Source organism: Nocardioides alcanivorans (genome assembly GCF_021555175.1).
GTDB lineage: Bacteria > Actinomycetota > Actinomycetes > Propionibacteriales > Nocardioidaceae > Nocardioides > Nocardioides alcanivorans.
Genome location: NZ_JAKGRW010000009.1, coordinates 163,228 through 186,053 on the forward strand (window position 1 = coordinate 163,228; position 22,826 = coordinate 186,053).

Consider the following 22,826-nt stretch of genomic DNA (forward strand, 5'->3'; position numbering starts at 1 on the left):
GCTGAAGCTGGACGTCAACAGAAGGAGGCGCGGTGTTCCTCATCGACGGCACGCTCCGCTGGAGCGCATCGGACCTGTCGGTCGCGGCGCAGTGCGAATACGCGCTGCTCCGGGCGATGGACTACGAGCTGCGCCGTGCGCCGCGCGTCATCCATGAGGAAGACCTGCTCCAGCGGCACATCGCCGATCTCGGCAACCGTCACGAGGCCAGGCTGCTCGAGGAGTTCCGAGCACGTGGCGGGCTGGTCGAGCTCCGCCAGATGGCGTCCTACGAGGAGGGCTCGCTGCGCGACGAGTCCCAGGCGACGCTGAAGGTGTTCGAGGACGAGCCCACCACGATCCATCAGGCCGCCTTCTACGACGGCGAGTTCTTCGGCTATGCCGACTTCGTTGAGCGCACCGAGGCCGGCTGGCTGGTCTGCGACGCCAAGCTCGCCCGCTCGGCCAAGCCCCAGGCACTGCTGCAGCTCGGCGCCTACGCCGCCCAGATCCGGTCGCTGGGTCTGCCGCTGGCGCCGACCGTCGCCCTCCTGCTCGGCAACGGCGAGCGTGTCGAGTTCCCGGCCACCGACGTACTCCCCGTCTTCGAGGAACGTCGCTCGCGGCTGCGCGAGCTGCTCGCCACCCACGCGGCGAGTGGCAGGGCTGCGGCATGGGGAGACGAGCGGTACGTCGCGTGCGGGCGTTGCGACGAGTGCACCGAAGCCGCGGCAGAGGTCGATGACGTGCTCCTCGTCGCCGGGGTCCGGATGGATCAGCGCCGCAAGCTCCGTGAGGTGGGCATCGCCACCGTTGCCGACCTCGCCTCGGCCACCGTGCAGCCCGACGGCATGGTGGGTGCGACGTTCGCCAAGCTCCGTGCCCAAGCCGACCTGCAGTGGCGGCAGATGGAGTCAAGGGGCGCAGACACCGGCGACATGCCGGTCGAATACCGCCTCACCGCGACGGCTGCCGACACACTGCGGCGCCTGCCGGCGCCTTCGCCCGGCGACCTGTTCTTCGACTTCGAGGGCGACCCGATGCACGAGGAGGGTGACCCGAGCCGGGTCGGGCTCGAATACCTCTGGGGCGTGCTCGACGCTGATGGGCACTACACGCCCACCTGGGCGCACAGCTGGGCCGAGGAGCGGGACGCGTTCGTGGCGTTCATCGATGACGTCGCCGCCCGCCGTCTCCAGCACCCCGACCTCCACATCCACCACTACGCGCCCTACGAGGTCGCCGCGCTCAAACGGCTCGCGATGCGCTACCAGACCCGCGAGAAGGAACTCGACGACCTGCTCCGCTCCGAGGTGTTCGTCGACCTCTATGCGATCGTGCGCGGCTCCGTGCAGGTCGGTCAGCCCTCCTACAGCATCAAGAAGCTCGAGCCGCTCTACATGGGCGAGCAGCTGCGTGAGAGCGACGTTGCCGATGGCGCCGCGTCGATCGTCGCCTATCAGGAGTTCCGCGAGTTCCTTGCCACCGACCCCTTGACCGCCCGAGAGCGGCAGGCGGCGCTGGCCGACTACAACGAATACGACTGCCTCTCCACCCTCCGGCTGCGCGACTGGTTGCTCGAGCGGGCCACGGAGGCAGGCGTTCGCGATGAGATCGTGGCGCGCACCAAGACCGAGGAGGGCGAGGAGCTCTCCGAGAACGACCCCGTCTTCATCGCGCTGATGGCGAAGGCCGGCGGAGCGGTTGCGGCGCGCCGGACGCCGGAGCAACAGGCCCACGCGATGCTTGCGACCGCGCTCGACTACGACCGGCGCGAGGAGAAGCAGTACTGGTGGGGACACTTCGAGCGGCTCGGCCACCGCATCGAGGACTGGGGGCGTGCTCGCGACATCTTCGTGGTCGAGTCCGCCGAGGTCGTGCAGAGCTGGACACCGCCCGAAGGGAGGGGCACGAACCACCGCCGCACGCTCCGGCTCGTCGGGGACTGGACGCCGGGGAGCGCCCCGAAGGAGAGCCAGGTCGTCTATGCGACGCCGGCTCCCGCGAAGTCCTTCGGTCCAGACGGTGCTCCGTACGCCGCTCGGCGAGACGGTGCGTTGGAGCCGGATCCCGTCGATCCGAGGGTGATGCTGCTGACCGAGGGCTGCCCACCCGACGACGTCTTCGATGACTTGCCGGTGGCGCTCGTGCCGGCGCCACCACCGCCCACCACCAGCATCCGTACGGCGATCCACGAGGTCGCCTCCGCTGCCGCTGATGCGGCGACGCTGCCGGAGCGGGCCGTCTTCGACCTGATGGCGCGTCGACCACCACGGCTGCCCCGAGGCGGGATGCCCAGTACCGGTTCGACCGTCGATGACGTCGTGACCGCGCTGACCGCCATGGCCAACTCCTACCTGGCGGTGCAGGGCCCGCCCGGCACCGGCAAGACCTACACCGGTTCCCGGGTCATCAAGGAGCTGGTCGAGGAGCACGGCTGGCGAGTGGGTGTGGTTGCGCAGTCCCATGCGGTCGTCGAGAACATGCTTGACGCCGTCGTGAGGGCAGGTCTCGATCCGGCGCTGGTGGCCAAGGGAGCGGCCAAGCACGCCACCGATCCGCGCTGGACCACCGTGTCGAAGCTGCCGGCCTACCTCGACGACCACGTCGAGACCGGCTGCGTCGTGGGCGGCACAGCCTGGGACTTCACCAACACCAACAAGATTGCGCGCGAGAGCCTCGACCTGTTGGTGGTCGACGAGGCCGGCCAGTTCTCGTTGGCTCGCACCATCGCCGTGTCGGCCGCCGCCAGACGTCTGCTCCTGCTCGGTGACCCGCAACAGCTCCCTCAGGTGAGTCAGGGCTCCCATGCAGAGCCGGTCGACGACTCCGCGCTCGGTTGGTTGATGGACGGCCACGACACCCTGCCGCCCGCGCTCGGTTGTTTCCTGGGGCTGTCCTACCGGATGCACCCGGCGCTCTGCGCCAAGGTGTCGACGCTCTCCTACGACGGTCGCCTCACTTCGGCGGGACCGGCCTCGGAGCGTCGGCTCGAAGGCGTCAAGCCGGGACTGCAGGTCATCACGCTGTCGCACCAGCACAACCGGGTGGACTCGCCGGAGGAGGCCGAGGAGGTCGTGCGCCAAGTCCGGGCCCACCTGGGCCTGTCCTGGCTGGACCCCGCGGCAGAGATGACTCCGCGCCCTCTGGGTGAGAACGATTTTCGGGTGGTTGCCCCCTACAACGCTCAGGTGACCTGCATCCGTGACGCGCTCACCCGGGCCGGCCTGGCCGGCGTCCCTGTGGGCACGGTGGACAAGTTCCAGGGCCAGGAAGCACCGGTCGTGATCGTCTCCATGACCGCCTCCTCCCACGGTGACGTGCCGCGCGGGATGTCCTTCCTGCTCAACCGCAATCGGGTCAACGTCGCGGTGTCGCGAGCGCAGTGGCGAGCGGTGCTCATCCGTTCCGAGGCACTGACTGCCTTCATGCCGAGCACTGCTCGGGGCGTGTTGGAGCTGGGGGCGTTCATCGGGCTGTGTGAGGACCGCTGATGGTCGTTGATGAGCGATCGTTGCTCGGACGCCCCTGGCTGAAGTGCTCGACGTGGACATTCTTCGGGAGTGGCCGGGGATCGAATCGCGGGCACTGCGACGAACGAAGTCAGAATCGCGTGCCGTGGCAGAATCGGAAAACGACGAAGGGATGGTCATGACCCGGTTGAACCTCTCCCCGACGTACGCCGTCGGCATCGAGTTCGAGATTGTCAGCGAGGCGATCACGAACGAGATCGCGTGGCAGTTCGCCCGCGCCCATGAGCACGGTCTCGAGAATCCCGCCGCCACGCCCTACCTGGCAGCGATCGACGAGCTCGAGTCGGCGCGTGCCGTGTTGCGACCCGACAGCGCAGACAGCCTCGCCCTGGCTGCCAAGTTCGTTCGCGCCCTTCGCGCGATGCACTCCCACGACGCCACCGGGACAGCGGCTTCGTGACCGAGCGGCGAGATCGAAGAGGCTCTGCGTTGACCTTCACAGGCCGCGCGTCGAATCTCGAAGTTCTCTGCGAAACGTCAGCGTCAGCTGGCTCGTGAACCGCTGGGTTCCAGGAGCTCGAACAGGCTCGAGAACCCGTGGTCGCCGTGTCCGTCAGCTATCCGCTGGGCCATCAAGTCCCTGACCTCCCGCATGCGCACGGCCTCGACTCCCTTGGATTCGCGATGGGTGACCAAGTCGTCCATCAGCGCAGACTGGACGTTCAGGGAGCCGAGGTCCGGGCCGTACTCGCCACTTTGGACCGCGACGCCGAAGGCGTCGACCAGGGCCGCGTAGCCGCCGATGGAGGCCGAGACACGCCGCGCAAATTCGGCAACGTCAACGCCTTCGGCACTCACCAGCCGAAGGGTGTGCAAGAAGCCGATCAGGAACTCGTAACCGATGGCGACCTGTGCCATGAACTCCACAGCGGCCATGCCGGCGTCCGGGCCGTGATAGGCCACGTTTCCCAACGACTCGAGCGTCGTCCTGTGCTCCTCGAACGCGTCTGGGGAGCCGCTGAACAGCAGCATGAGGTTCGGGCCACCGACATCCGGGGATCTCCCATGATCTTGCCGTCGACATACGTTGCCCCACGCTCGAGTGCCCAGGCCTCGTTCGCCCGCGCATGCTCGGGAGCGCAGGTCGTGAGATTCACGACCACCTTGCCCGCCACCTCCGGGCCCAGGGAACCCAGCACCTCGTCGGAGGCCGCGCTGTCGAGCAGGCAGATGATGACGAGGGGACTCGCAAGGACCGCCTCCTGGGCGGTCGTTGCGACCCTGGCCCCCGCTTCGGCCAACGGGACGGACTTCGCCGCGGTCCGGTTCCACACCGTCGTGGTGTATCCGCGGTCGACAAGACCGTGTGCGATCGCGGACCCCATGGAGCCAAGGCCAAGGACGGTGATCTGGCTGTTCGGATTCATGCGCTTCTCCTCGTTGACGTGTGCGGATGCGTGGGCTCAGGATTCTCAGCTCTGGTGACCAACACCGGCGGCGGCTCGACGGGCGGCCACCACTCCGACGACGGAGATGCCGGCGAACACGAGCATCAGTAGTTGTGCGGACTGGAAGAGGCTCATGGAGCCGAGGTTCACGAGCACCCCGGCCAGGGCAGCGCTGACGGCACTCGCGATCATGAAGACGGTGCTCACGGCGGCGGCTGCCTTCGCACCTTCCTCGTCCCCGTCGGCACTGCCGAGGGCAGCCACCGTCAGGTGGGGGAACCCGAGGCCGATGCCGGCGCCGGCCACGAACAAGGTGACGAACCACAAGCCGATGACCACGTTCGACGGACCCTCGTGCTGGAGTGCGCCGTACGCCGCGAGTCCGATGGCCACGACCAGTGGTCCGGCGATGATCAGCCGTCGTCGACCTCGGTCGGCCGACACGTTGGCTGCGAACATCTGAGTCACCGACCAGCCCAGGGAGAGCGCGGCTCCCAGCAGGCCCGCGACCAGCGGAGCGAGTGCCCCGATCTCCTGTCCGAAGAGGGGGATGAACGCCTCCGTGCCGATTCCGAACGCGAGAACCGCTACTGCCAGATACACCCAGCGGACCGAGGACGACTGCGAGAACGTGACCCTGGGCAGGATGCCGCTGCGGCCGTCCCGCTCGTGGCGGAGGAACAGCACGCCCAAGGCGATGCCGACGACCAGGGCCGACGCGCTCGCGACCCCCGCCGGTACGACGCTGGCGAGGCTCACCGCGCCGACACCGCTGGCGAGCAGCACCAGTGAACCCCAAGGCACGGTCTCGCTCGATCGCCCTCGCGCTGTCCTGGGCATCGACCGCAGCACGAGTACGCCGATCAGCATGGTCACGACGGCGAGCCCGATGAACGGCGCACGCCATGCGTCGAACTGCGCGAACGTGCCTCCGACGACTGGGCCGACGATGTTGCCGACTCCCCACATTGCCGACACCAACGCTGCGCCGCGAGCCCAGAGCCGTTCCGGCAACGCGCGTTGGATGAGCGCATATCCCAGTCCCGCCAGTAGTCCACCGCCGAGGCCTTGCACCGTGCGGCCGAGGAGCAGGACGGTCATCGACGGACTGAGCGCGCAGATCAGCGACCCCAGCGCGAAGAGAGTCAACGCCACCAGGTAGGCACCCACAGCGCCCTTCTGGATGAGGATCCGGCTGACGAGCATCGCGGTGACCACCGAAGCCAGCAGGAAGGTGGTCATGGTCCATGCGTAGAACTCCGCCCCGCCGATCTCACCGACGATCGTGGGAAGCAGGCTCGTGGTGAGGTAGACGTTGCTCGCTTCCAGGAGCACGCCGCCGGCGAGAACCGCTGCGATGGGCGCGTACTCGCGGCCCAGGAGCTCCCGCCACGTGCCGGGCAGCTCGGTGTCTTGTTGTGCCTGCGTCATTCCGCACGGTCCCTTCGGCCTCGATCGAGACAGAGGGCACCCGCTGCACCCATTGCGTCGCCTCGACTGGCATGGCGAAGGGAACGCTAGAACCTCAAGTAGTCTTGAGGTCAAGCCCGGCAGGGGCATGACTTTCGAACGCAAGGAGCCGTGGATGTCCCTGGAGCCGGAGGACCTGTTGCCGATCGGCGAGGTCTCCCACCGCACCGGGGTCCCGATCTCTGCCCTGCACTTCTACGAGCAGATGGGGCTCATCGCCTCCACACGTACGGCGGGCAACCAGCGCCGCTACCGCCGGCACATGTTGCGCCGGATCTCGCTCGTCGTCGTTGCGAAGAGGCTCGGCATCCCCCTCAGCAACGTTCAAGAGGTGTTCGCGAGCCTGCCGCTGGACCATCCTCCTTCGAAGCGGGACTGGCAGCGGGTCGCCCGCCTGTGGAGTGCCGAGATAGAGCTGCGTCGCGCCCAGCTCGATCATCTGCAGAGTGAGCTGACCGGGTGCATCGGGTGCGGCTGCCTGTCGCTCAAGGCGTGCCGCCTCCTGAATCCCGAAGACGAACTGGCGAACGAAGGCCCCGGACCCCGGCGGGTCTGATCCTCGTCGAGAGCCTCGTGGACTCCCGGCGTCCACCAGTCGTCGGAACCACGGCTCAGAGAGTTGCGGCTGCTCGGGCCCGACGGTATTCGTCGCTGAACCGAGCGACGAGGTCGGCAGCAGGGGTGACCTGGTGGATGCCGGCGACGGTGTGGCCGGCGCTGAAGAGACCGGCTTCGCCGATGACGTCTCCGCCGTGCTCGGTCACCACCGCTGCGTCGTAGGCCGCCTCGGTGCGTTGCGGACGAGCGCTGCTGCTGCGGATCATGGAGGTCGCCAGACCGGTCAGGTCAGAGGTGAGTTCGATGTCATCGATGTCGGCCGCAGCCACTGCCGAGCGATACGCATCGGAAGCGCCGCTCTCGAGGGTGGCGATGAAGGGAGTGCCGACGTACCCGAGGTCGCAACCGGCGACTTGGGCCGCCAGGAGGCTGGTGCCGTCGCACACGCCGCCGGCGAGGATCACGGGACCGTCCCAGAGCTGCCGAACGGCGCGGATGAAGGGGAAGGGGTTGGCCCAGCCGGTCTGGCCGCCAGCGCCGGCGGTGAGCAGGACCAAGGCGTCCACGCCTGCGTCGATGGCGCGGCGAACGTGCTTCATCGAGGCGACGTCGCTCCAGACCTGGATCCCGGCCCCGTGCAGGACGGGTACGACGTGTGCAGGAGATCCGACACTGGTGATGACGGCCGGAACGCGGTGCTCCACCATGACCCGGAGGTCCTCGGGCTGACGCTTGTTCGTGCGGTGGACGACGAGGTTCGGGATCACCGGACCCAGCTCGGACGCCTCCCGTGCGGCGAGGGACGTGAGCCACCTGTCGACTTCCTGCGGCGACGTGCAGTTGTGCACGGGAAAGGAGCCGGCCACGCCTGCGCGGGTGACGGCGTCGACGAGCGAGAAACTGGAGACACCGGTCATCGGGGCGGCGATCATCGGCGCCGCCAGGCCCCCGGTGATCTCCTCGAAGCGAGTGCGGCTCTCGCGCGGTGAGGTCGAGTTCATGTTCAAGCGGCTTCCTCGGATGCTCGGGGTGGCAGGTCTCCCGAGCATCCGTGGTCCTGGGCCGGCGCGGGGCACCAGTCCCATCCGGGGCCGCGTCGATCAGGTGGGTCGGATCCCCTCGACGAAGTTGGCCTTCACCTCGTCGACGACCGCGGGGTGGCGGAAGAGGTTGGTGGCTGTCATCGCAAGCATCAACGCTCCGTCGAGCACGGCCTTGTCGCCGTGCTCGCCGCCCACCAGCTCCGTTGCACGTCGGCTGTGCATCGTGAGACCCGGAACGATCTCGATGTTGGGGTGGATGGACGGCACGACCTGACTGACATTGCCCATGTCGGTCGAACCCGGGAAGACCTCCTCGCGGTGCGGTTCGGTGATGCGTCCGATCCGGGCGTAGCTCGCGTCGACGATCGCCTCGAGCACCGGGTTCGGCTGGATCGAGAGGTACGTCGGGCCACCCTCCTCGATCGTCACCGCCGCTCCCGTGGCCATCGCAGCGCCGCGGGCGCAGTTCTCCACGCGGGGCTGCACGTTCTCGAGGAGGGCGCGCGGGTCCTCGGCGCGGACCGAGGCCTCGATCACCGCACGCTCAGGAATGATGTTCTGGGCGTCGCCGCCTTCGGTGATGATCGCGTGGATCCGGACGTCGTCACTCATCTGCTGCCGGAGCAGCCCGATCGCGTTGAGCGTCAGGACGGCCGCATCCAAGGCGTTGATCCCGTCGTGAGGGCTGACAGCCGCATGCGCAGCGCGTCCGGTGAAGGTCATGGTCAGGCTGGACCGGCTGAGCGTGCGCATCGCCGAGAGGTTCTCTCCGGAGGGGTGCAACATGATTGCCGCGTCGATGTCGTCCAGCAGGCCGCTCGTGATGATCGGGATCTTCCCGCCGCCACCCTCCTCGGCAGGGCTGCCAACCACGACGAGACGCCCCCGAGTGCGGTGTCCGTTGCCAGGAGCTCCTTGACGAGCAACGCTGCACCGAGTCCGGACGAGGCGATCACGTTGTGACCGCACCCGTGGCCGATCTCGGGAAGCGCGTCGTACTCGCAGAAGATCGCAACCCGTGGGCCCGGCCTGCCGGTGTCGAACGTGCCGGTGAAGGCGGTCTCGAGTCCTGCGATGCCGCGCTCCACGTCGAAGCCGTGGTCGGCGAGGTGGGATGCGAGCAGCCCGCTGGCGAAGACCTCCTCGAAACGGATCTCCGGACGGGAGTGGATCTGGCGGCTGGTGTCGAGGAGGAGGTTGCTCAACGCGTCGAGCCGCGCGCGCAGCAAGTCCTCATCGGCCTGGGAGAGTGCCGGAATACCTGCTGTGTCGTCGGCCTGCGTCATGAGTACCTCCAGTAGCGGTGAATGGCTGCCCGCATGATCGACGCGGACCCCCTCGAGCGAAGACAGGAATGGTCCGCTCAGCGGAAAAACCGTCGAATTCGTCGGACGTTCCGCTGAGCGAACCAGCCATATGGTCGCCGGGTGTGGCCCACACAACACTGAGCGGCCAATGGAAGGGGAATCATGGCAATTGGTACACCAGAGTCGGTGCGGGGCCGTCGGTTCGAGGTTCCGTCCTGGGCTCGTGCCGTGCGGCTGAGTCCGGTCGCGGCCATGATCGTGGGGCGGCTGCTCCGGGGCGTGTTCGTGCTGTGGTTGCTGTCCATCCTGGCCTTTGTCCTCGTCCAGGCGCTGCCCGGTTCGCCGGTCGACGTGCTCGCGGGGCCGTACAGCGATGCGGACACCCGAGCCAGGATCAGCGCGGAGCTCGGGATGGGCGACCCGCTGGTCACCCAGTACTTCAGGTGGCTGGGCCAGATCTTCCAGGGCAATCTGGGAGTCTCGTTGTACAACGGGCTCCCGGTCAGCTCACTGATCGCGGACCGACTGGTCAACACCCTTGAACTCGCGATCGCCGCGACGTTGATCTCCGTGCTGTGGGGAGTGCCCTTCGGTGCTCTGGCCGCCCTGAACCGTGGTGGCATCTTCGACCGCATTGCCAGGACGGGCACGTTCCTGGGCCTTGCGACGCCGGTCTTCGTGCTCGGCGTCGTCCTCGTGCTCGCCGCCACCACCTGGTTCCCGGCCTGGCCGACCTTGCAGTACGTGCCCTTCGCAGATGACCCGGTCGGCAACCTCAAGAGCTTGCTGCTCCCGGCGCTCGCTCTCGGACTGCCCCTGGGGTCGACCATCTGCCGATACATGCGGACGTCGATGATCGACACCTTCGAGCAGGACTACATGAGAACGGCGTTGTCGACCGGCGCCTCTCGCACCCAGGCAATGGTGCGGCACGGCATGAGGAACGCCTCGGCTCCCGTGGTCACCATCGCCGGACTGCAGATGGCCGGAATCATCGGCGAAGCGGTCCTGATCGAGAACGTCTTCGCGATCCCCGGCATCGGTCAACTCACCGTCAACTCCTTGCAGAACCAGGACTACGCCGTCGCCCAGGCCTGCCTCCTGCTGCTGGGTGCCGTCTACGTCTTCATGAATCTCGTGGTCGACCTGACCTATCCCCTCATCGATCCCAAGGTGGGTGCCAAGCGATGACCGACGCCACTACGTCCCCCGTGTCGACCGAATCCAGACGACGCGGCCAGCGCCTTCGATCCCTGCGGTCCCGCTCCGAGGTCATTGCCGGGGTGAGCCTGCTGGTCGTGCTCTTCACGCTGGCCTGGTGCGTCGGATTCATCCGACCGTTCTCGCCGACCGAAGTGGCTGGGGTGCCTTTCGAGGCTCCGAACGCCACGCACTGGCTCGGCACGGACGACGTCGGTCGCGACTACTTCGTCCGGATCAGCCAGGCGGGGCGGGTGTCGCTCACCATCGCGCTGTCCAGCGCGATGCTGGCCATGGTCATAGGTTCGACCATCGGCTTGATCGCCGGCCTCGTGGGCGGTTGGACCGACTCGATCCTGATGTCGTTGATCGACCTCCTTCTCTCGTTCCCGTCGATGCTGCTCGCCCTGGGTGTCGTCGCGGTCTTCTCACCCACCACCCTGACCCTCGTGCTGGTGCTCGCCTTGGTCACGGTGCCGCACTTCGCGCGCGTGGTGCGGGGACGTTGCCTGGAGCTGCGAGAGCGGGAGTTCATCCAGTCGGCGCGTGTCTCGGGCGTGAGCGGGCCGGTCATCGCGGCCAAGCACCTGCTGCCCAACGTGCTGCCGGTCATGACCATCCAGCTGGCCAACACCGCAGCGATCGTGATCCTGCTGGAGTCATCGCTCAGCTACCTGGGCCTTGGCGTCCAACCTCCGACCCCGAGCTGGGGACGGATGGTCTTCGAATCCCAGAGCTACATGGTCGGCTCGCCGTGGCTGGTCATGGGCGCCGCCGGCGCCCTCGTTCTCTCATCCATCGGATGGGGCCTCATCGGGGAGGGATTCGCTGTTTCGCGCAAATCCATCGTGTGACCGCGTCGCAGAAGCATCAACCTCGCTCCGGGGCGAGCAATCGAAGGGAATCAGGATAGTGAAACTCAAGAACAGGGCCGTTGCCCTTGTCGGTGTTCTGGCACTGCTCAGTCTGGGGGCCTGCGGAAGTGGCTCCAAGACTGCCAGTGACGAGTACGACTCCGGGGACACCTTGGTGATCGCCGACGAGACCCAGCCGCTGAGCGGTCTGGACCCGATCATGGCGCAGGCGCACGACGCCAAGCGTGTCGTCTCCCAGCTCTACGAGGGGCTCCTCCGCCTCGGCGAGGACGGGCGCACCGTGGAGCCCGCCTTGGCATCGGACTGGGAGATGAAGTCGCCCACCGTCTACGAGTTCCAGCTCCGCGAGGGGGTCACCTTCCACGACGGTTCCGAGCTGACTGCCGCCGACGTCGTCTTCAGCCTGGAGCGGGTCATCGATCCCGACCAGAACTCCCCCTACCGCTCTCTCTACAGGATCAAGTCCGTGACGGCCCCCGCCGAGGACCGCGTGGTCATCGAGCTCTCGCGCCCGCAGGCGTCGCTGCCTCGCCTCCTGGCCCAGCCTTGGAGCGGCGGCATCGTCAACCAGAAGTGGGTGGAGTCGGTCTCCGAGGACGAGATCAAGACCCAGGCCAACGGCACCGGTCCCTACCGACTCGACCAGTTCAAGGAAGGCAGCACGATCAGCACCTCGGCCTTCGAGGACTACTGGGACGGTGCGCCCGAGATCAAGACGGTGGAGTACCGGGTGATGCCCGACGAGTCCACCCGTGTCCAGGCTCTTCGCTCGGGCGCGATCCACATGACGCAGATCCGACTCACGAAGAACAAGCAGGAGTTGGAGAAGTCCGGCTACGAGATGGGTGAGTCCTACTTCGTGGGCTCCTACTGGCTGGCCCTGAACATGAAGGAGGGGCCGCTCTCCGACGAGCGGGTACGTCGCGCCGTGAGCCTCGGAGTCGACCGGAACCAGCTGATCGAGATCGGCTCCCAAGGGTCCGGAGTGCCCTCGGGTGCCGTGCCTCCGGGCGACCCCTTCGGCAGCGACACGCCTGACGACATGCCCTACTACGAGCACGACGTGGAGGAGGCCAAACGACTCCTCGCCGAGGCTGGTGCCAAGAACGTGAAGCTGACGTTGGCCATCCGTTCCGACTCGCCCGAGAAGATCGCCACCGCCCAGCTGGTCAAGGAGCAACTCGCCGAGATCGGTGTGAAGGTGGAGATCCGCCAGGTCGAATGGAGTCGTCTGGTCAGCTCCATCCTGTCCGGCGACTGGAACGCAGACATGGTCCAGCTGACCGCGGCGCTGAACGCCGACCCGAGTCAGTACCTGGATCTGTGGTTCGCCGAAGGAGGCGCCGCCACGAAGGTCGATGACGAGGCCCTGTGGCAGATGATGGATGAGGCCGTCGAGGGGGATCTCTCCGACGAGGAGCGAACCGATGCGTACGCCGCCATCAACCACTACATCGCGGAGCAGGCCTACATCCTCGTGCCCTATGCATCCGTCCAGGTCTGGGAGACCTGGACGCCGGGACTCGACTTCAAGGCGGAACCGTCCAACACCCGCCTGTTGCTCCACAAGGCGACGGCGAAGTGAACCCACCGCACGTGGTCTTGAGTTAAGGAGTCAGTCATGCAGGTTGGTCCAGGTGCCGGGAATGTCTTGGACATCCGTGGTCTCGACATCAGCTACGGCGCGGGTGCGCCGACCATCCGCGGGGTGGAGCTGTCGATGGCCCCGGGGGAGATCCTCGGCCTCATCGGTGAGAGCGGGAGCGGGAAGAGCACGGTGGCCATGGCATGCATGGGCCTGTTGCCCAAGACCGCTCAGGTCAGAGCTGACCAGTTCACCGTGTGTGGCCAGGACGTCTCGGCCCTGGACCGCCGGGGTTGGCGGGACCTCCGGGGAGGTCACGCAGGCATGATCTTCCAGGACGCCATGGGCGCGCTCGATCCGTCGATGAGAATCGGCAACCAGATCGCTGAGGTCATCGGGCGTCATCGTGGCCTCCGAGGCAAGGCAAGAGCGCGTGCGGTCGTGGACGTCCTGGAGAAGGTGGGGGTGCCGGAGCCCGGGAAACGGGCCCGCCACTACTCCTTCCAGCTCTCCGGTGGGCTCCGGCAGCGGGTGGCGATCGCCCTCGCCCTGGCCGGTGACCCGCAGCTGCTGCTGGCCGACGAGCCGACCACGGCCCTGGACGTGACGGTGCAGGCGGGCATCCTCCAGCTCTTCAGACAGGTGCGTGACGACTTCGGGGTCGGCATCTTGCTCATCTCCCACGACATGGGTGTCATCGCCCAGACCGCAGACCGGGTGGGGGTGATGCTCAACGGCGAGATCGTCGAGCAGGGGCCCGTGAGCGAAGTGCTGGTGCGGCCGCAGGACGACTACACCAAACGCCTGCTCGACGCGATGCCTCGCCTCGACGGCCCTGGCATCCCCTCGGAGCACGAGGACGAGACCGCAGTCTTCGAGATCCAGGATCTTCACAAGACGTTCCGCGTCAAGGGTCAGACGATCGCCGCGGTACGTGGAGTCTCGCTCGACATCCGCCGAGGGGAGGTCCTGAGCGTCGTAGGCGAGTCCGGCTCCGGCAAGTCGACACTTGCTCGACTGGTGGCGGGCCTCGAGACGCCCACCGCCGGCGCGGTGAAGCTCGACGGGAAGAAGCTCGCACGGCGCGGACGGACGGCGCTCTCCGGCCGCTTGCAGATGGTCTTCCAGCATCCGCTCGGGTCACTCAACCCTCGACTCAGGATCGGCACCTCGGTACGGGAACCGCTCGGCAGCTCCCTGGGCAAGGGTGAGGACGTGCGGGCCCGCATCGCGAAGGCCCTGCAGGAGGTCGATCTCCCGGCTGACGCCGCGGGACGCTTCCCCCACGAGATGTCCGGAGGCCAGGCCCAGCGGGTGGCCATCGCCCGCTCCCTGATCGCTGGCCCCGAGGTGGTCATCCTCGATGAGCCGACGTCGGCGCTGGACGTCTCGGTCCAGGCACAGATCCTGGAGCTGCTGGAGGAGTTGAAGAAGCAGGGTGACCTCACCTATCTCTTCATCTCCCACGACTTGGCGGTCGTCCGTCAGATCAGCGACCGGGTGGCGGTGATGTATGCCGGTGAGGTCGTCGAGCTCGGGGAGACCTCGCAGGTCTTCAACGAGCCCAAGCACTGGTACACGAAGGTCCTCCTCTCTGCTGTCCCCTCGCCGGACCCGAGAAGCCGCGGCGACCTGGACGCAGCGGCGAAGTCCGGTTCCGGCGGTTCGGCGGGAAGCGGCGGTGAGGGGCCCCGGTGCAGCTTCATGATGCGTTGTCCCATGGCCGACGACCTGTGCGCCACGGTGCGTCCACCGTTGGCGGACGAGGGCAGCGGCCACCTGGTCGCCTGTCACCATCCGCGCGAAGCGGAAGTCACCCACGAGGTGTCGGCATGACTTCCCTGACCGATGTCGACGCGATCGCGCAGGCAGAGCTGGTGCGGACCGGCCAGATCTCGGCGATCGAGCTCGTCGAGGCGGCGATCGAGCGGATCGAGGCGGTGGATCCGGAGATCAACTCCGTGGTCCATCGTCGCTACGACCAGGCCTTGGACGAAGCACGCAACATCGACCCGACCCGCCCGTTCGCGGGGGTGCCGACGCTGTCCAAGGCACTCAACGAGAGCGTGGGAGACCCGGCGAACTTCGGTAGCACCTGGGTCGCTCGCTCGAAGCGCAAGGGCACTCGGGATGCCGAGATGATCCGCCGCATGCGGGCAGCAGGGTTCGTGGTGGTCGGCCAGACCTCCACGCCGGAGTTCGGGGTCCTCTCGGTCAGCGAGTCCGGAGTCCACGGCGTCACCCGCAATCCTTGGCAACCCGAGCTCACCTCAGGCGGTTCGAGTGGTGGTGCATCGGCTGCCACGGCGGCCGGGCTGGTGCCGGTGGCGCAGGGCGGGGATGGTGGTGGCTCGATCCGGATGCCGGCTGCGTTCTGCCATCTTGTCGGTCTCAAGCCGACGGTCGGACGCATCAGCGCCGGTCCTGGTGCCGCGAACCGCTGGGGCCACAGCACGCCCGCGGTGGTCACCCGCACCGTCCGTGACACCGCCGCCGTGCTGGACGCCGTGTCCGGTCCGGCGGCCGATGATGCCACCACTCCTCGACCGCTCCCGCCGGATGGCCTGTCCGGCATCCTGCACGGACCCACGTCGCGGCTACGGATCGGTGTCCTCGACCACGCTCCGGACCATGCACCCCAGGTCACCGCCGAGGTGCGTGCTGCCGTGCGATCGGTCGCCGACCAGCTGGCCGAACAGGGCCATGAGGTGGTGGAGGCCCATCCCGAAGCCTTGATGGATCCCGGAGCCCTTCCGGCCTTCTTCGATGCCCTGAGCGTCACCGTCGTCCAGAGTGTCGACGGGCTTGCCAGGGAGATCGGTCCGCCCGCGCCAGGTGACCTGGACCCGGTCACGGAGCACTGGCTGCGGCGCGGGCGGAGCATCACGGGGGTCGAGCTCGCTGACACCTTTGCGTGGCAAGGCGCCTACCGGGCTCGGATGGCGGCATGGTGGACGGGCGGGTTCGATCTCCTGCTGAGCCCGGTCTTCGCTTCGCGGCCGAAACCTGTGGGGTGGCCCTGGCAGGAGGAGGACGGCATCCAGAAGTCCGTCGACGTCCTCACCTTCACCGCGCCGTTCAACACCACGGGGCAGCCGGCGATCTCCGTCCCCGCCACGTTGACCGACGACGGCGTGCCACTCGGTGTCCAGTTCGTTGCCGCCGCCGGCCGCGAGGACCAGTTGATCGCGGTTGCTGCCGAGCTCGAAGCGATCCGCCCGTGGCGTGACCTTCGACCGCGAGTGTTCGCCAGGTGAATCATTCCCGCGGGTGGATGACTGCCGCACGGCTTCACGAGTTCGGCTCCCCACCACGTCTTGAGCGAGTGGCGGTGCCTCGTGTCGAGCCCGCTCACTCATTGGTGCAGGTGGAGGCCTCGCCGCTGACGCACCTCGACCTGACCATCGCCCGCGGCGGCTTCGGAGTGCGACCAGATCTTCCGCACACGGGTGGCACCCAAGCGGTGGGGCGAGTGGTGAGCTCCGAACGGTTCGATGTGGGGAGCCGGGTCCTGGTGCGCGGACACGGCATCGGGACCACACGTGCCGGCTGCTGGAGCGAGTACGCCGCGGTGCCCGACCTCGCCCTGACCGCGGCGGCCCCGCGGCTGTCGTCTGCGCTGGCCGCAGCCTTTCCCCAGCCTGCAGCCACGGCGTACGCGGCCGTCCACGACGTGGCGGACGTGCAACCAGGCGAACGTGTCCTGGTCACGGGGGCGACGGGTGCCGTCGGCCAGCTTGCGGCACAACTGGCGCTCCGCGCCGGTGCGCAGGTCCACGGCTTGGTGCGCAGCCCGGCCAGAGCTGGCCTGCTCGTGCCGGGAGTGCAGCCGGTGATCGGGACCGAGGAGATGGGCGACCGCTGCATCGACGTCGTGATCGACACCGTCGGTGGGGACGTCCTGACTGAGGTGATGGCCACCTCCGTCCGTCCGACGGGCCGTGTCGTCCTCGTCGGCTACACGGCCGGAGTGCGGATCGCCCTCAACCTGCCACGATGGCTGTTGAGCGAGGTGGAACTCCTCCCGCTCAACATGATGCGTCGAGCCAGCAGGTCCGCGGAGGTCCTGCCCCCGCTGATCGACCTGTTGGTCGCCGGCGAGCTGTCCTTCGGGATCGAGGAGCTGCCGTTCGCGCAGCTGGCCGACGGGCTTGCGCGACTGGCCACGGGTACGGTCTCCGGGCGTGCAGTCGTCACCTTCGCCAGCAAGGAGACCTGAGGTGGCCACCGGATTCGGACCCCGAGCACGCCTCGATCACCTCCACCCGTTCCTGCAGCACGGCCGGGTTGCTCCCTGGCCCCGTCCCTGAACCCACGAACCGGAGACTCTCATGCGAAAGCACTACGCCGACACCCGTCACGGCCAGATCCACTACGTCGAGGAAGGCTCGGGTCCGGCCGTCCTCCTGCTGCACCAGACCCCGCGTTCGTGGGACGAGTACCGCGACGTCATCCCGCTGCTGTCCGACCGGTTCCGGGTGATCGCTCCCGACACCCTCGGTTTCGGCTCCTCCGACGTACCGGCACAGCCGTGGTCGATCGAGTTGTTCGCCGACGGGGTCGAGGACCTGATGGACACGCTCGGGCTGGACCCGTGCGCCGTCGTCGGTCACCACACCGGAGGTGTCATCGGCATGGAGGTCGCGGCACGACGTCCCCTCCAGGTGAGCGCGCTGGTTCTCTCCGGCGTGCCGTACGTCGATGCCCCGCGTCGTGAGCGGGTGGCGCAGAGCCCGCCCATCGACGAGGTCCCGATCTCCGACGACGGGAGCCACTACCGGTTGTTGTTCGAGAGGCGGGCACCCTTCTATCCGGCTGACCGTCCGGACCTGCGTCAGCGGCTCGTGATCGATGCCGTACGGCTCGGTGATCGGGTCGAGGAGGGGCACGAAGCGGTCAACGCCTATCGCATGGAGGATCGGATCGGGCAGGTGCAGGCGTCGACCCTGGTCGTCTGCGGTGAGCTCGACAGCTTCTCGCTGCCCGACGTACGCCGTCATCTCGAGCGACTGGCCAAGGCCGAGCCAGCGACGCTCCCCGGTGTCGGGGTGGCCTCGGTCGACCACGACCCGGTGACGTTCGCCGAGGTGGTCGGAGAGTTCCTGGCCCGCACCACCTGAGCCGGTGGCGGCGTGCCGCAAGCGGATGGTCACGAGTGGATCCGTTGGAGTCGATGGACCCTGCGGCCCTGCCCGGCGCGACGGGCGGCGTGCAGGGCAGCGAGCGCGGCGAGGGACATCAACCCGGCCATGGCGAGCCATCCGGTGCCGAAGTGCTCGTCGCGAGCGATCATGGCGAAGGCCAACGGGCCGACCGTGCCTCCCAGGAACACGCCGGCCTGGCTCAGGCCGGTCGCGGCAGCCACCTCGCTCGGCCGGGCAAGCGCCACCACGAGGTTGTAGAGCCCGTTCCAACCCCAGCCGAACCCGAATGCGGCGATGCTCCCCACGACGAATCCCACGGGTGTTTCCGTGGCGATGCCGAGCATGGCCACCAGCCCGAGCGCCTGCAGCCCGGCGACGGCGTGCAGGCGCCGCCGCAGTGACGCATGACTGGTTGCGACCGGAGCCGCAACCCGGACGAGGATGCTGACGAGGCTGCCCGTGATCTGGGCACCGGCGACCACCCACGCTGTCGTCCCGACGGCGAGTCCGGTGGTGGCCGCGAACGACGGCAGCGCCGTCGCGGCAGCGGAGCCGAGACAGCCGCTGACCACGAGCGCGGCCATCAGCGAGCGTCCACCGATCGCTTCGGTCGTCCCGCAAGACACATTGGAGGGGACGCCTGAGGTGATGCGAGCGCCTTCACCTTCCCGCGGCAGGACGAACTGCGCGGCGATGCTGAGCACCGCCACCGTCAGGATCGATGCGCGCCAGCCGGTGCTGTAGCTGGCCACGGCCAGCACGGCCCCCGCGATCAGGGTGGCCGTCGGGATCGCAGCTTGGACCAGCCCGAACGAGAAGGCCCGCAACCGGGGCCGTTCGACCTGGGCCAGCAACTCGTTGCTGGAGGGCTGGGTGAGCGCATTCGGGATGCCCACGAACGCGACGGAGAGGATCAGCTGCAGGGCACTGGTCGCGGTGGCAATGCCCACCAGGCCTGCCGTCGTCATGAGGCACGCGATGCGCAGCGAGGTGCCCGCCCCGATTCTCGCCACGAGCCTCCCGGCGACCGGCGACAGCGCGGCGGTCACCGTGTAGCAACCCGCCAGCGCGATGCCGAGCTCTCTGGTGCCGAACTCCAGGTCCTGCCCGATGCGCGCAGTGAGTGCGCCGACGAGGAAGGGCGGCACGGAGACCGTGACCACCGCCGCAGCTGCACCGCTCAGGTGGCGAGGGCTCATGCTGTGCTGACTCGAGCATCGCGATGGAGCAGCAGTACCGCCGCCAGCACCGCCACAGCGGCAGCGATCGCGCTGCCGACCTGGGTCGCATCCAGTGCGGCACGGTCGAGGCTGCTGGACGCAGCCCCTCCCGTCGGCGTCACCTCAGTGCTGCTCGGCGAGGAGTGGGAGGACCTCGGCACCGACCGATGTGACCAATGCGTCCGGCAGGTCCCACGATCCGACGTGCTGGAAGAAGATCCCGGTCACCCCGAGCTCCTGGGTGGCGCGGATCTGCGCCACGATCTCGGCAGGCGTGCCGAACAGTCCGAACGACCGGGCGTAGGCGACCGCGTCGGCGTCACTGATCCAGCGAGACGACACCTCGACGGCATGATCCCAGTCCTCTGCGTGCACGAGGTCGGGAACCACCTCGGGAACGTGAGCAGGTACGGCGACGTCGATTCCGGCGGCGGCCAGCGCCTGTCCGCCACCGCGCTGCGCGATGGCGGCCGCGATCGGCTTGATGATGCGGGCGTCCCGCTCGACGTCGTCGGTCACCAGCGCGTGCGCCGACACGGTGATCTCGATGTCCTCGAAGCGACGACCAGCCGCTTCGGCACCTTCTCGAACAGCGGCGATCGCCCGGGTCAGCGGTTCCTCGGCCACTCCGGACAACAGGATCACGCCGTCCGCGATCCCACCGGCGAGGCGCAGGTTGCGCGGGCCGGTGGCCGCGACGTGGATGGGCACACCGTCTGGTCGCGCGTCACGGAGCTGCGCGACCGCGTCGCCGTAGCGGACCTCCTCCCCGCGCACCAGGCGACGGATCTGATCGACGCCGCCACGGAGTTCGGCGCCCTTGCTCGGCGGGAGCCCGATCGGTTCCACCGAGCTGTGGCCGACTCCCAGGCCGAGGATGAAGCGACCGGGCGCCACCTCGTCGATGCTGCGTGCCAGACCGGCGACGACGCTGGGGTGCCGCGTCACGACGTTGGACACCGCGGTCGCCAACGTCAGCGTGGAGGTGCTCAGCGCGGCGGCGTACAGGGTGAGGAAGGCATCCCGCCAGAGGGTTTGGGAGTCAGGGACGTAGAGGGTGTCGAAGCCGGCTCGCTCCACCGTCGTCGCGAACTCGGCAAGCTCGTGTGCCGGTCGGCAGGGTGGGGTTCGCACGCCGATCCGAATCCGTTTCACCATCAGGCCGCTCCTTCGTTGCATGTCGTCGAGGTTTCCCAGCGAGGCCGGGGACTGTCCGGACGGTAGGCGCGGTGCCGTGGATCCGGCGCGATCCGTGGATCGGTGAACGGAACGCCTTGGCAACTGCGCTTCGGCCGGTCCGTCCGTCGGGCGTCCCGCTGCTTGCCTTCAGCGGGCGCGGAGATGCTCCAGGATCAACGACGCCGTCAGCGCAGGGTCCTCGACCATGGGGGAATGCCCGCGGCCGGCCAGTTCCACTGCACGCGCATCGGGAAGGGCGGCTACCAGTTCGGCCACGTGGTCACGGGTGCGAGCGGCATCGTGCTCACCCCGCAGGACCAACGTCGATGCGCGGATCGAGGACAGGACCGGTCGGAGGTCGGTGCAACGAGCGGCCGTCAGGACAGCGGCAAGGAACTCGGCATCAGCGGCTCGAACTGCTCCGACGTAGTCCTCCCGGTCCGCAGGTGAGAACGGAATCGCCACCAACGCGTCCACGAGGAGGCCTGCCAGGTCCTCCCGTTCGTGGGGCTGTTCGATCCAGCGGCCGACGAGCGCCCCGAACGCGGTCGGCGGACCGCTCAGCGCAGCGCCCGTGCCGATGAGCACGAGTCGGCGTACTCGCTCCGGGTGCTCGGCGGCGAGGATCTGCGAGACGACCCCGCCCACGCTGTTGCCGATGACGTCAACCTGCTCCAGGCCCAGCTCGTCGAGCAACGACAACGCTGCGCGCGCGAGCCCGTGGGGCGAGGCCGATGCGGCCCATCCCTCCTTGTCGAGGCCGTTGGCGAGCGAGTACCAGTTGACGGCGTACGACGGTGCGTCGAGGCGCTCGGCCAGCCGTGCCCACATCTGGTGGCAGCCGAACCACGGATGCAGGAGCAACACCGGTGGCCGTGCCGGGTCGGTCGGAGCGGTCCCGGGGTGGAAGGAGTGGTCGAGTCGGGTCATCGTTCCTCCGACGGCCCCAGCTTCGCCGACGCTGTCACGATGCGTAGTCGGCGACGAACTTCGTGTCCACCCCGAGGTCGCCGAGATCACCCGCGCCGCCGGGGTTGCCGAGTGCGTCGCTGCGCCCGGGCAACGGTTGCTCGAAGAAGTCGATGGAGTCCTGCATGAACTCCTTCAACAGTGGATTCTTCTTCGCGACTCGGTCCACCACGATGGCCGACACCGGGCACTCGACCTCGCAGGCGCCACAGTCGATGCACTCGGTGCCGTTGATGTAGCTCTTGCGGTCGCCGATGTAGATGCAGTCGACCGGACACACCTCGATGCAGGAGCGGTCGAGTTCGTCGATGCATTCGGGTCCGATGATGTAGCTCATGGCGAGTACCTCCGGGAGCGTTGGGTGTCAGGCTTCGTCGGTCGAGTGACCGGGGAAGAGCGTGAGGTCCGGGTCGAGGTCGACGGCGGCATGGTTCACGGCGAGCGCGACCTCGCCGAAGCCGACGGACATCAACTTGACCTTGCCGTCGTAGTCGGCGACGTCGCCGGCCGCGAAGACGCCGGGGATGCTGGTGCGCATCGACCGGTCGACCTCGATCGAGCGGCCACGTAGCGTCAGGCCCCAGTCGCGCAGCGGTCCCATGTCGGAGATGAATCCGAGCGCGGCGATCACGTGATCGGCGGGAACCACCTGCTCCGTGCCGTCCTTGTGCTGCAACGTGACCTTCTCGAGGCGTCCGGCAGCGCGATCGCCGTGGAAGGCGGTGACCTCACTGTCGGTCACGATCGTGGTGTTCTCGCATGCTTCCACCCTGGTCAAGGTGGCGGCGTGGCCGCGGAAGCGGCCGCGCCGGTGGACCAAGGTGACGGAGCGCGCGATGGAGCCGAGGGCGTCCGCCCAGTCGAGTGCGGAATCGCCGCCGCCGACCACCACGACGTCCTGGTCGCGGTGCACCTCGGGGTCGACCACGAAGTAGGACAGCGCGTGGTCGAGCCACTCGGATCCGGTCTCCAGCGGCCGCGCCTTCGGTGTGCCGATGCCCGCGGTCACCACGACGGCACCCGCGCGCACGACGGTCCCGTCGTCGAGGGTGATGACCGGGCCCTCCCCATTGCTGGCCAGGGTGACCGCTTGCCGACCCAGGAGATAGGTGGGGTTGAACGCATCGGCCTGTTCCACGAGGTTGGCGACGAAGTCGCGTCCGCGGATGCCGGGCAGCGCTGCCACGTCCCGGATCTGCTTCTCGGGATACAACGCCATGACCTGGCCGCCAACCTGGGGAGTACGTCGACCACGACCGTGCGCAGCCCGCGGAAGCCTGCGTAGTAGGCACCGTAGAGGCCGGTCGGACCAGCGCCGACGATGATGACGTCGGTGTCGATCGACTGGTGATCGGAGGGGGAAATCGGGGTCACCG

The 22,826-nt window shown here is 68.1% G+C and carries 20 protein-coding genes and 1 pseudogene; 11 read left to right on the top strand and 10 right to left on the bottom strand.

Going from position 1 to position 22,826, the window contains the following annotated elements; all coding sequences use genetic code 11:
* The first annotated feature begins 32 nt into the window (after positions 1–32).
* Complete coding sequence (locus L1066_RS05485) at positions 33–3,473, top strand: TM0106 family RecB-like putative nuclease (protein ID WP_235735349.1); 3,441 nt, start codon at positions 33–35, stop codon at positions 3,471–3,473.
* Between the two features lie 124 nt (positions 3,474–3,597).
* Positions 3,598–3,912, top strand: a complete 315-nt coding sequence (locus tag L1066_RS05490) for a hypothetical protein (RefSeq protein ID WP_235735350.1) — start codon at positions 3,598–3,600, stop codon at positions 3,910–3,912.
* A gap of 83 nt (positions 3,913–3,995) precedes the next feature.
* Here L1066_RS05490 and L1066_RS05495 read toward each other — a convergent pair whose 3' ends face one another.
* From L1066_RS05495 to L1066_RS05500, 3 genes and pseudogenes are all read right to left on the bottom strand, one after another.
* On the bottom strand, positions 3,996–4,484 hold the full coding sequence (locus L1066_RS05495) for an imine reductase family protein (RefSeq protein WP_235735351.1): 489 nt from the start codon (positions 4,482–4,484) through the stop codon (positions 3,996–3,998).
* A 77-nt stretch (positions 4,485–4,561) separates the two neighbouring features.
* Positions 4,562–4,879, bottom strand: a pseudogene (locus tag L1066_RS28415) (NAD(P)-binding domain-containing protein); the annotation flags it as partial.
* A gap of 45 nt (positions 4,880–4,924) precedes the next feature.
* Positions 4,925–6,331, bottom strand: coding sequence for an MFS transporter (locus L1066_RS05500; RefSeq protein ID WP_235735352.1), 1,407 nt, complete (start codon positions 6,329–6,331; stop codon positions 4,925–4,927).
* A 154-nt stretch (positions 6,332–6,485) separates the two neighbouring features.
* Here L1066_RS05500 and soxR point away from each other — a divergent pair, with 154 nt between their 5' ends.
* Positions 6,486–6,926 carry a redox-sensitive transcriptional activator SoxR gene (gene soxR / locus L1066_RS05505; RefSeq protein WP_235735353.1) on the top strand — a complete coding sequence of 147 codons (441 nt, stop codon included), beginning with the start codon at positions 6,486–6,488 and terminating at the stop codon, positions 6,924–6,926.
* A gap of 55 nt (positions 6,927–6,981) precedes the next feature.
* Here soxR and L1066_RS05510 read toward each other — a convergent pair whose 3' ends face one another.
* The gene (locus L1066_RS05510) at positions 6,982–7,929 is read right to left on the bottom strand and encodes an NAD(P)H-dependent flavin oxidoreductase (protein ID WP_235735354.1); all 948 of its coding nucleotides are present in this window, start codon (positions 7,927–7,929) and stop codon (positions 6,982–6,984) included.
* 99 nt (positions 7,930–8,028) lie between these two features.
* Positions 8,029–8,940 carry a M20/M25/M40 family metallo-hydrolase gene (locus L1066_RS05515; RefSeq protein WP_312007098.1) on the bottom strand — a complete coding sequence of 304 codons (912 nt, stop codon included), beginning with the start codon at positions 8,938–8,940 and terminating at the stop codon, positions 8,029–8,031.
* Between L1066_RS05515 and L1066_RS27520 the strand changes: the two genes are divergently transcribed.
* The 8 genes from L1066_RS27520 to L1066_RS05550 all read left to right on the top strand — a co-directional run bounded on the left by L1066_RS27520 (position 8,931) and on the right by L1066_RS05550 (position 18,058).
* Entirely contained in the window at positions 8,931–9,272 is a 342-nt protein-coding gene (locus L1066_RS27520; RefSeq protein WP_312007100.1) for a hypothetical protein, read from the top strand. The genes L1066_RS05515 and L1066_RS27520 overlap by 10 nt on opposite strands.
* Positions 9,273–9,506: 234 nt before the next feature.
* Positions 9,507–10,469, top strand: coding sequence for an ABC transporter permease (locus tag L1066_RS05520; RefSeq protein ID WP_235735356.1), 963 nt, complete (start codon positions 9,507–9,509; stop codon positions 10,467–10,469).
* Positions 10,466–11,332 carry an ABC transporter permease gene (locus L1066_RS05525; protein WP_235735357.1) on the top strand — a complete coding sequence of 289 codons (867 nt, stop codon included), beginning with the start codon at positions 10,466–10,468 and terminating at the stop codon, positions 11,330–11,332. The genes L1066_RS05520 and L1066_RS05525 overlap by 4 nt, the downstream gene beginning before the upstream one ends.
* A gap of 58 nt (positions 11,333–11,390) precedes the next feature.
* Positions 11,391–12,938 carry an ABC transporter substrate-binding protein gene (locus L1066_RS05530; RefSeq protein ID WP_235735358.1) on the top strand — a complete coding sequence of 516 codons (1,548 nt, stop codon included), beginning with the start codon at positions 11,391–11,393 and terminating at the stop codon, positions 12,936–12,938.
* Positions 12,939–12,974: 36 nt separating this feature from the next.
* Positions 12,975–14,774, top strand: coding sequence for a dipeptide ABC transporter ATP-binding protein (locus L1066_RS05535; protein ID WP_235735359.1), 1,800 nt, complete (start codon positions 12,975–12,977; stop codon positions 14,772–14,774).
* Positions 14,771–16,195 (top strand): amidase, encoded by a 1,425-nt coding sequence (locus tag L1066_RS05540; RefSeq protein ID WP_235735360.1) that lies wholly within the window; start codon positions 14,771–14,773, stop codon positions 16,193–16,195. Before L1066_RS05535 ends, L1066_RS05540 begins: the two co-directional genes overlap by 4 nt.
* Positions 16,196–16,212: 17 nt before the next feature.
* A complete protein-coding gene (locus L1066_RS05545; RefSeq protein WP_235735361.1) occupies positions 16,213–17,157 on the top strand; it encodes a quinone oxidoreductase family protein in 945 nt (314 codons plus the stop codon).
* A gap of 112 nt (positions 17,158–17,269) precedes the next feature.
* Entirely contained in the window at positions 17,270–18,058 is a 789-nt protein-coding gene (locus L1066_RS05550; protein WP_235735362.1) for an alpha/beta fold hydrolase, read from the top strand.
* A 29-nt stretch (positions 18,059–18,087) separates the two neighbouring features.
* Here L1066_RS05550 and L1066_RS05555 read toward each other — a convergent pair whose 3' ends face one another.
* From L1066_RS05555 to L1066_RS05575, 5 genes are all read right to left on the bottom strand, one after another.
* The gene (locus L1066_RS05555) at positions 18,088–19,281 is read right to left on the bottom strand and encodes an MFS transporter (RefSeq protein WP_235735363.1); all 1,194 of its coding nucleotides are present in this window, start codon (positions 19,279–19,281) and stop codon (positions 18,088–18,090) included.
* Positions 19,282–19,425: 144 nt separating this feature from the next.
* Positions 19,426–20,460, bottom strand: a complete 1,035-nt coding sequence (locus tag L1066_RS05560) for an LLM class flavin-dependent oxidoreductase (RefSeq protein ID WP_235735364.1) — start codon at positions 20,458–20,460, stop codon at positions 19,426–19,428.
* Positions 20,461–20,628: 168 nt separating this feature from the next.
* On the bottom strand, positions 20,629–21,411 hold the full coding sequence (locus L1066_RS05565) for an alpha/beta fold hydrolase (RefSeq protein ID WP_235735365.1): 783 nt from the start codon (positions 21,409–21,411) through the stop codon (positions 20,629–20,631).
* Positions 21,412–21,445: 34 nt separating this feature from the next.
* A complete protein-coding gene (locus L1066_RS05570; RefSeq protein WP_235735366.1) occupies positions 21,446–21,787 on the bottom strand; it encodes a ferredoxin family protein in 342 nt (113 codons plus the stop codon).
* Positions 21,788–21,814: 27 nt separating this feature from the next.
* Positions 21,815–22,669 carry an NAD(P)/FAD-dependent oxidoreductase gene (locus tag L1066_RS05575; protein WP_235735367.1) on the bottom strand — a complete coding sequence of 285 codons (855 nt, stop codon included), beginning with the start codon at positions 22,667–22,669 and terminating at the stop codon, positions 21,815–21,817.
* Positions 22,670–22,826 lie beyond the last annotated feature (157 nt).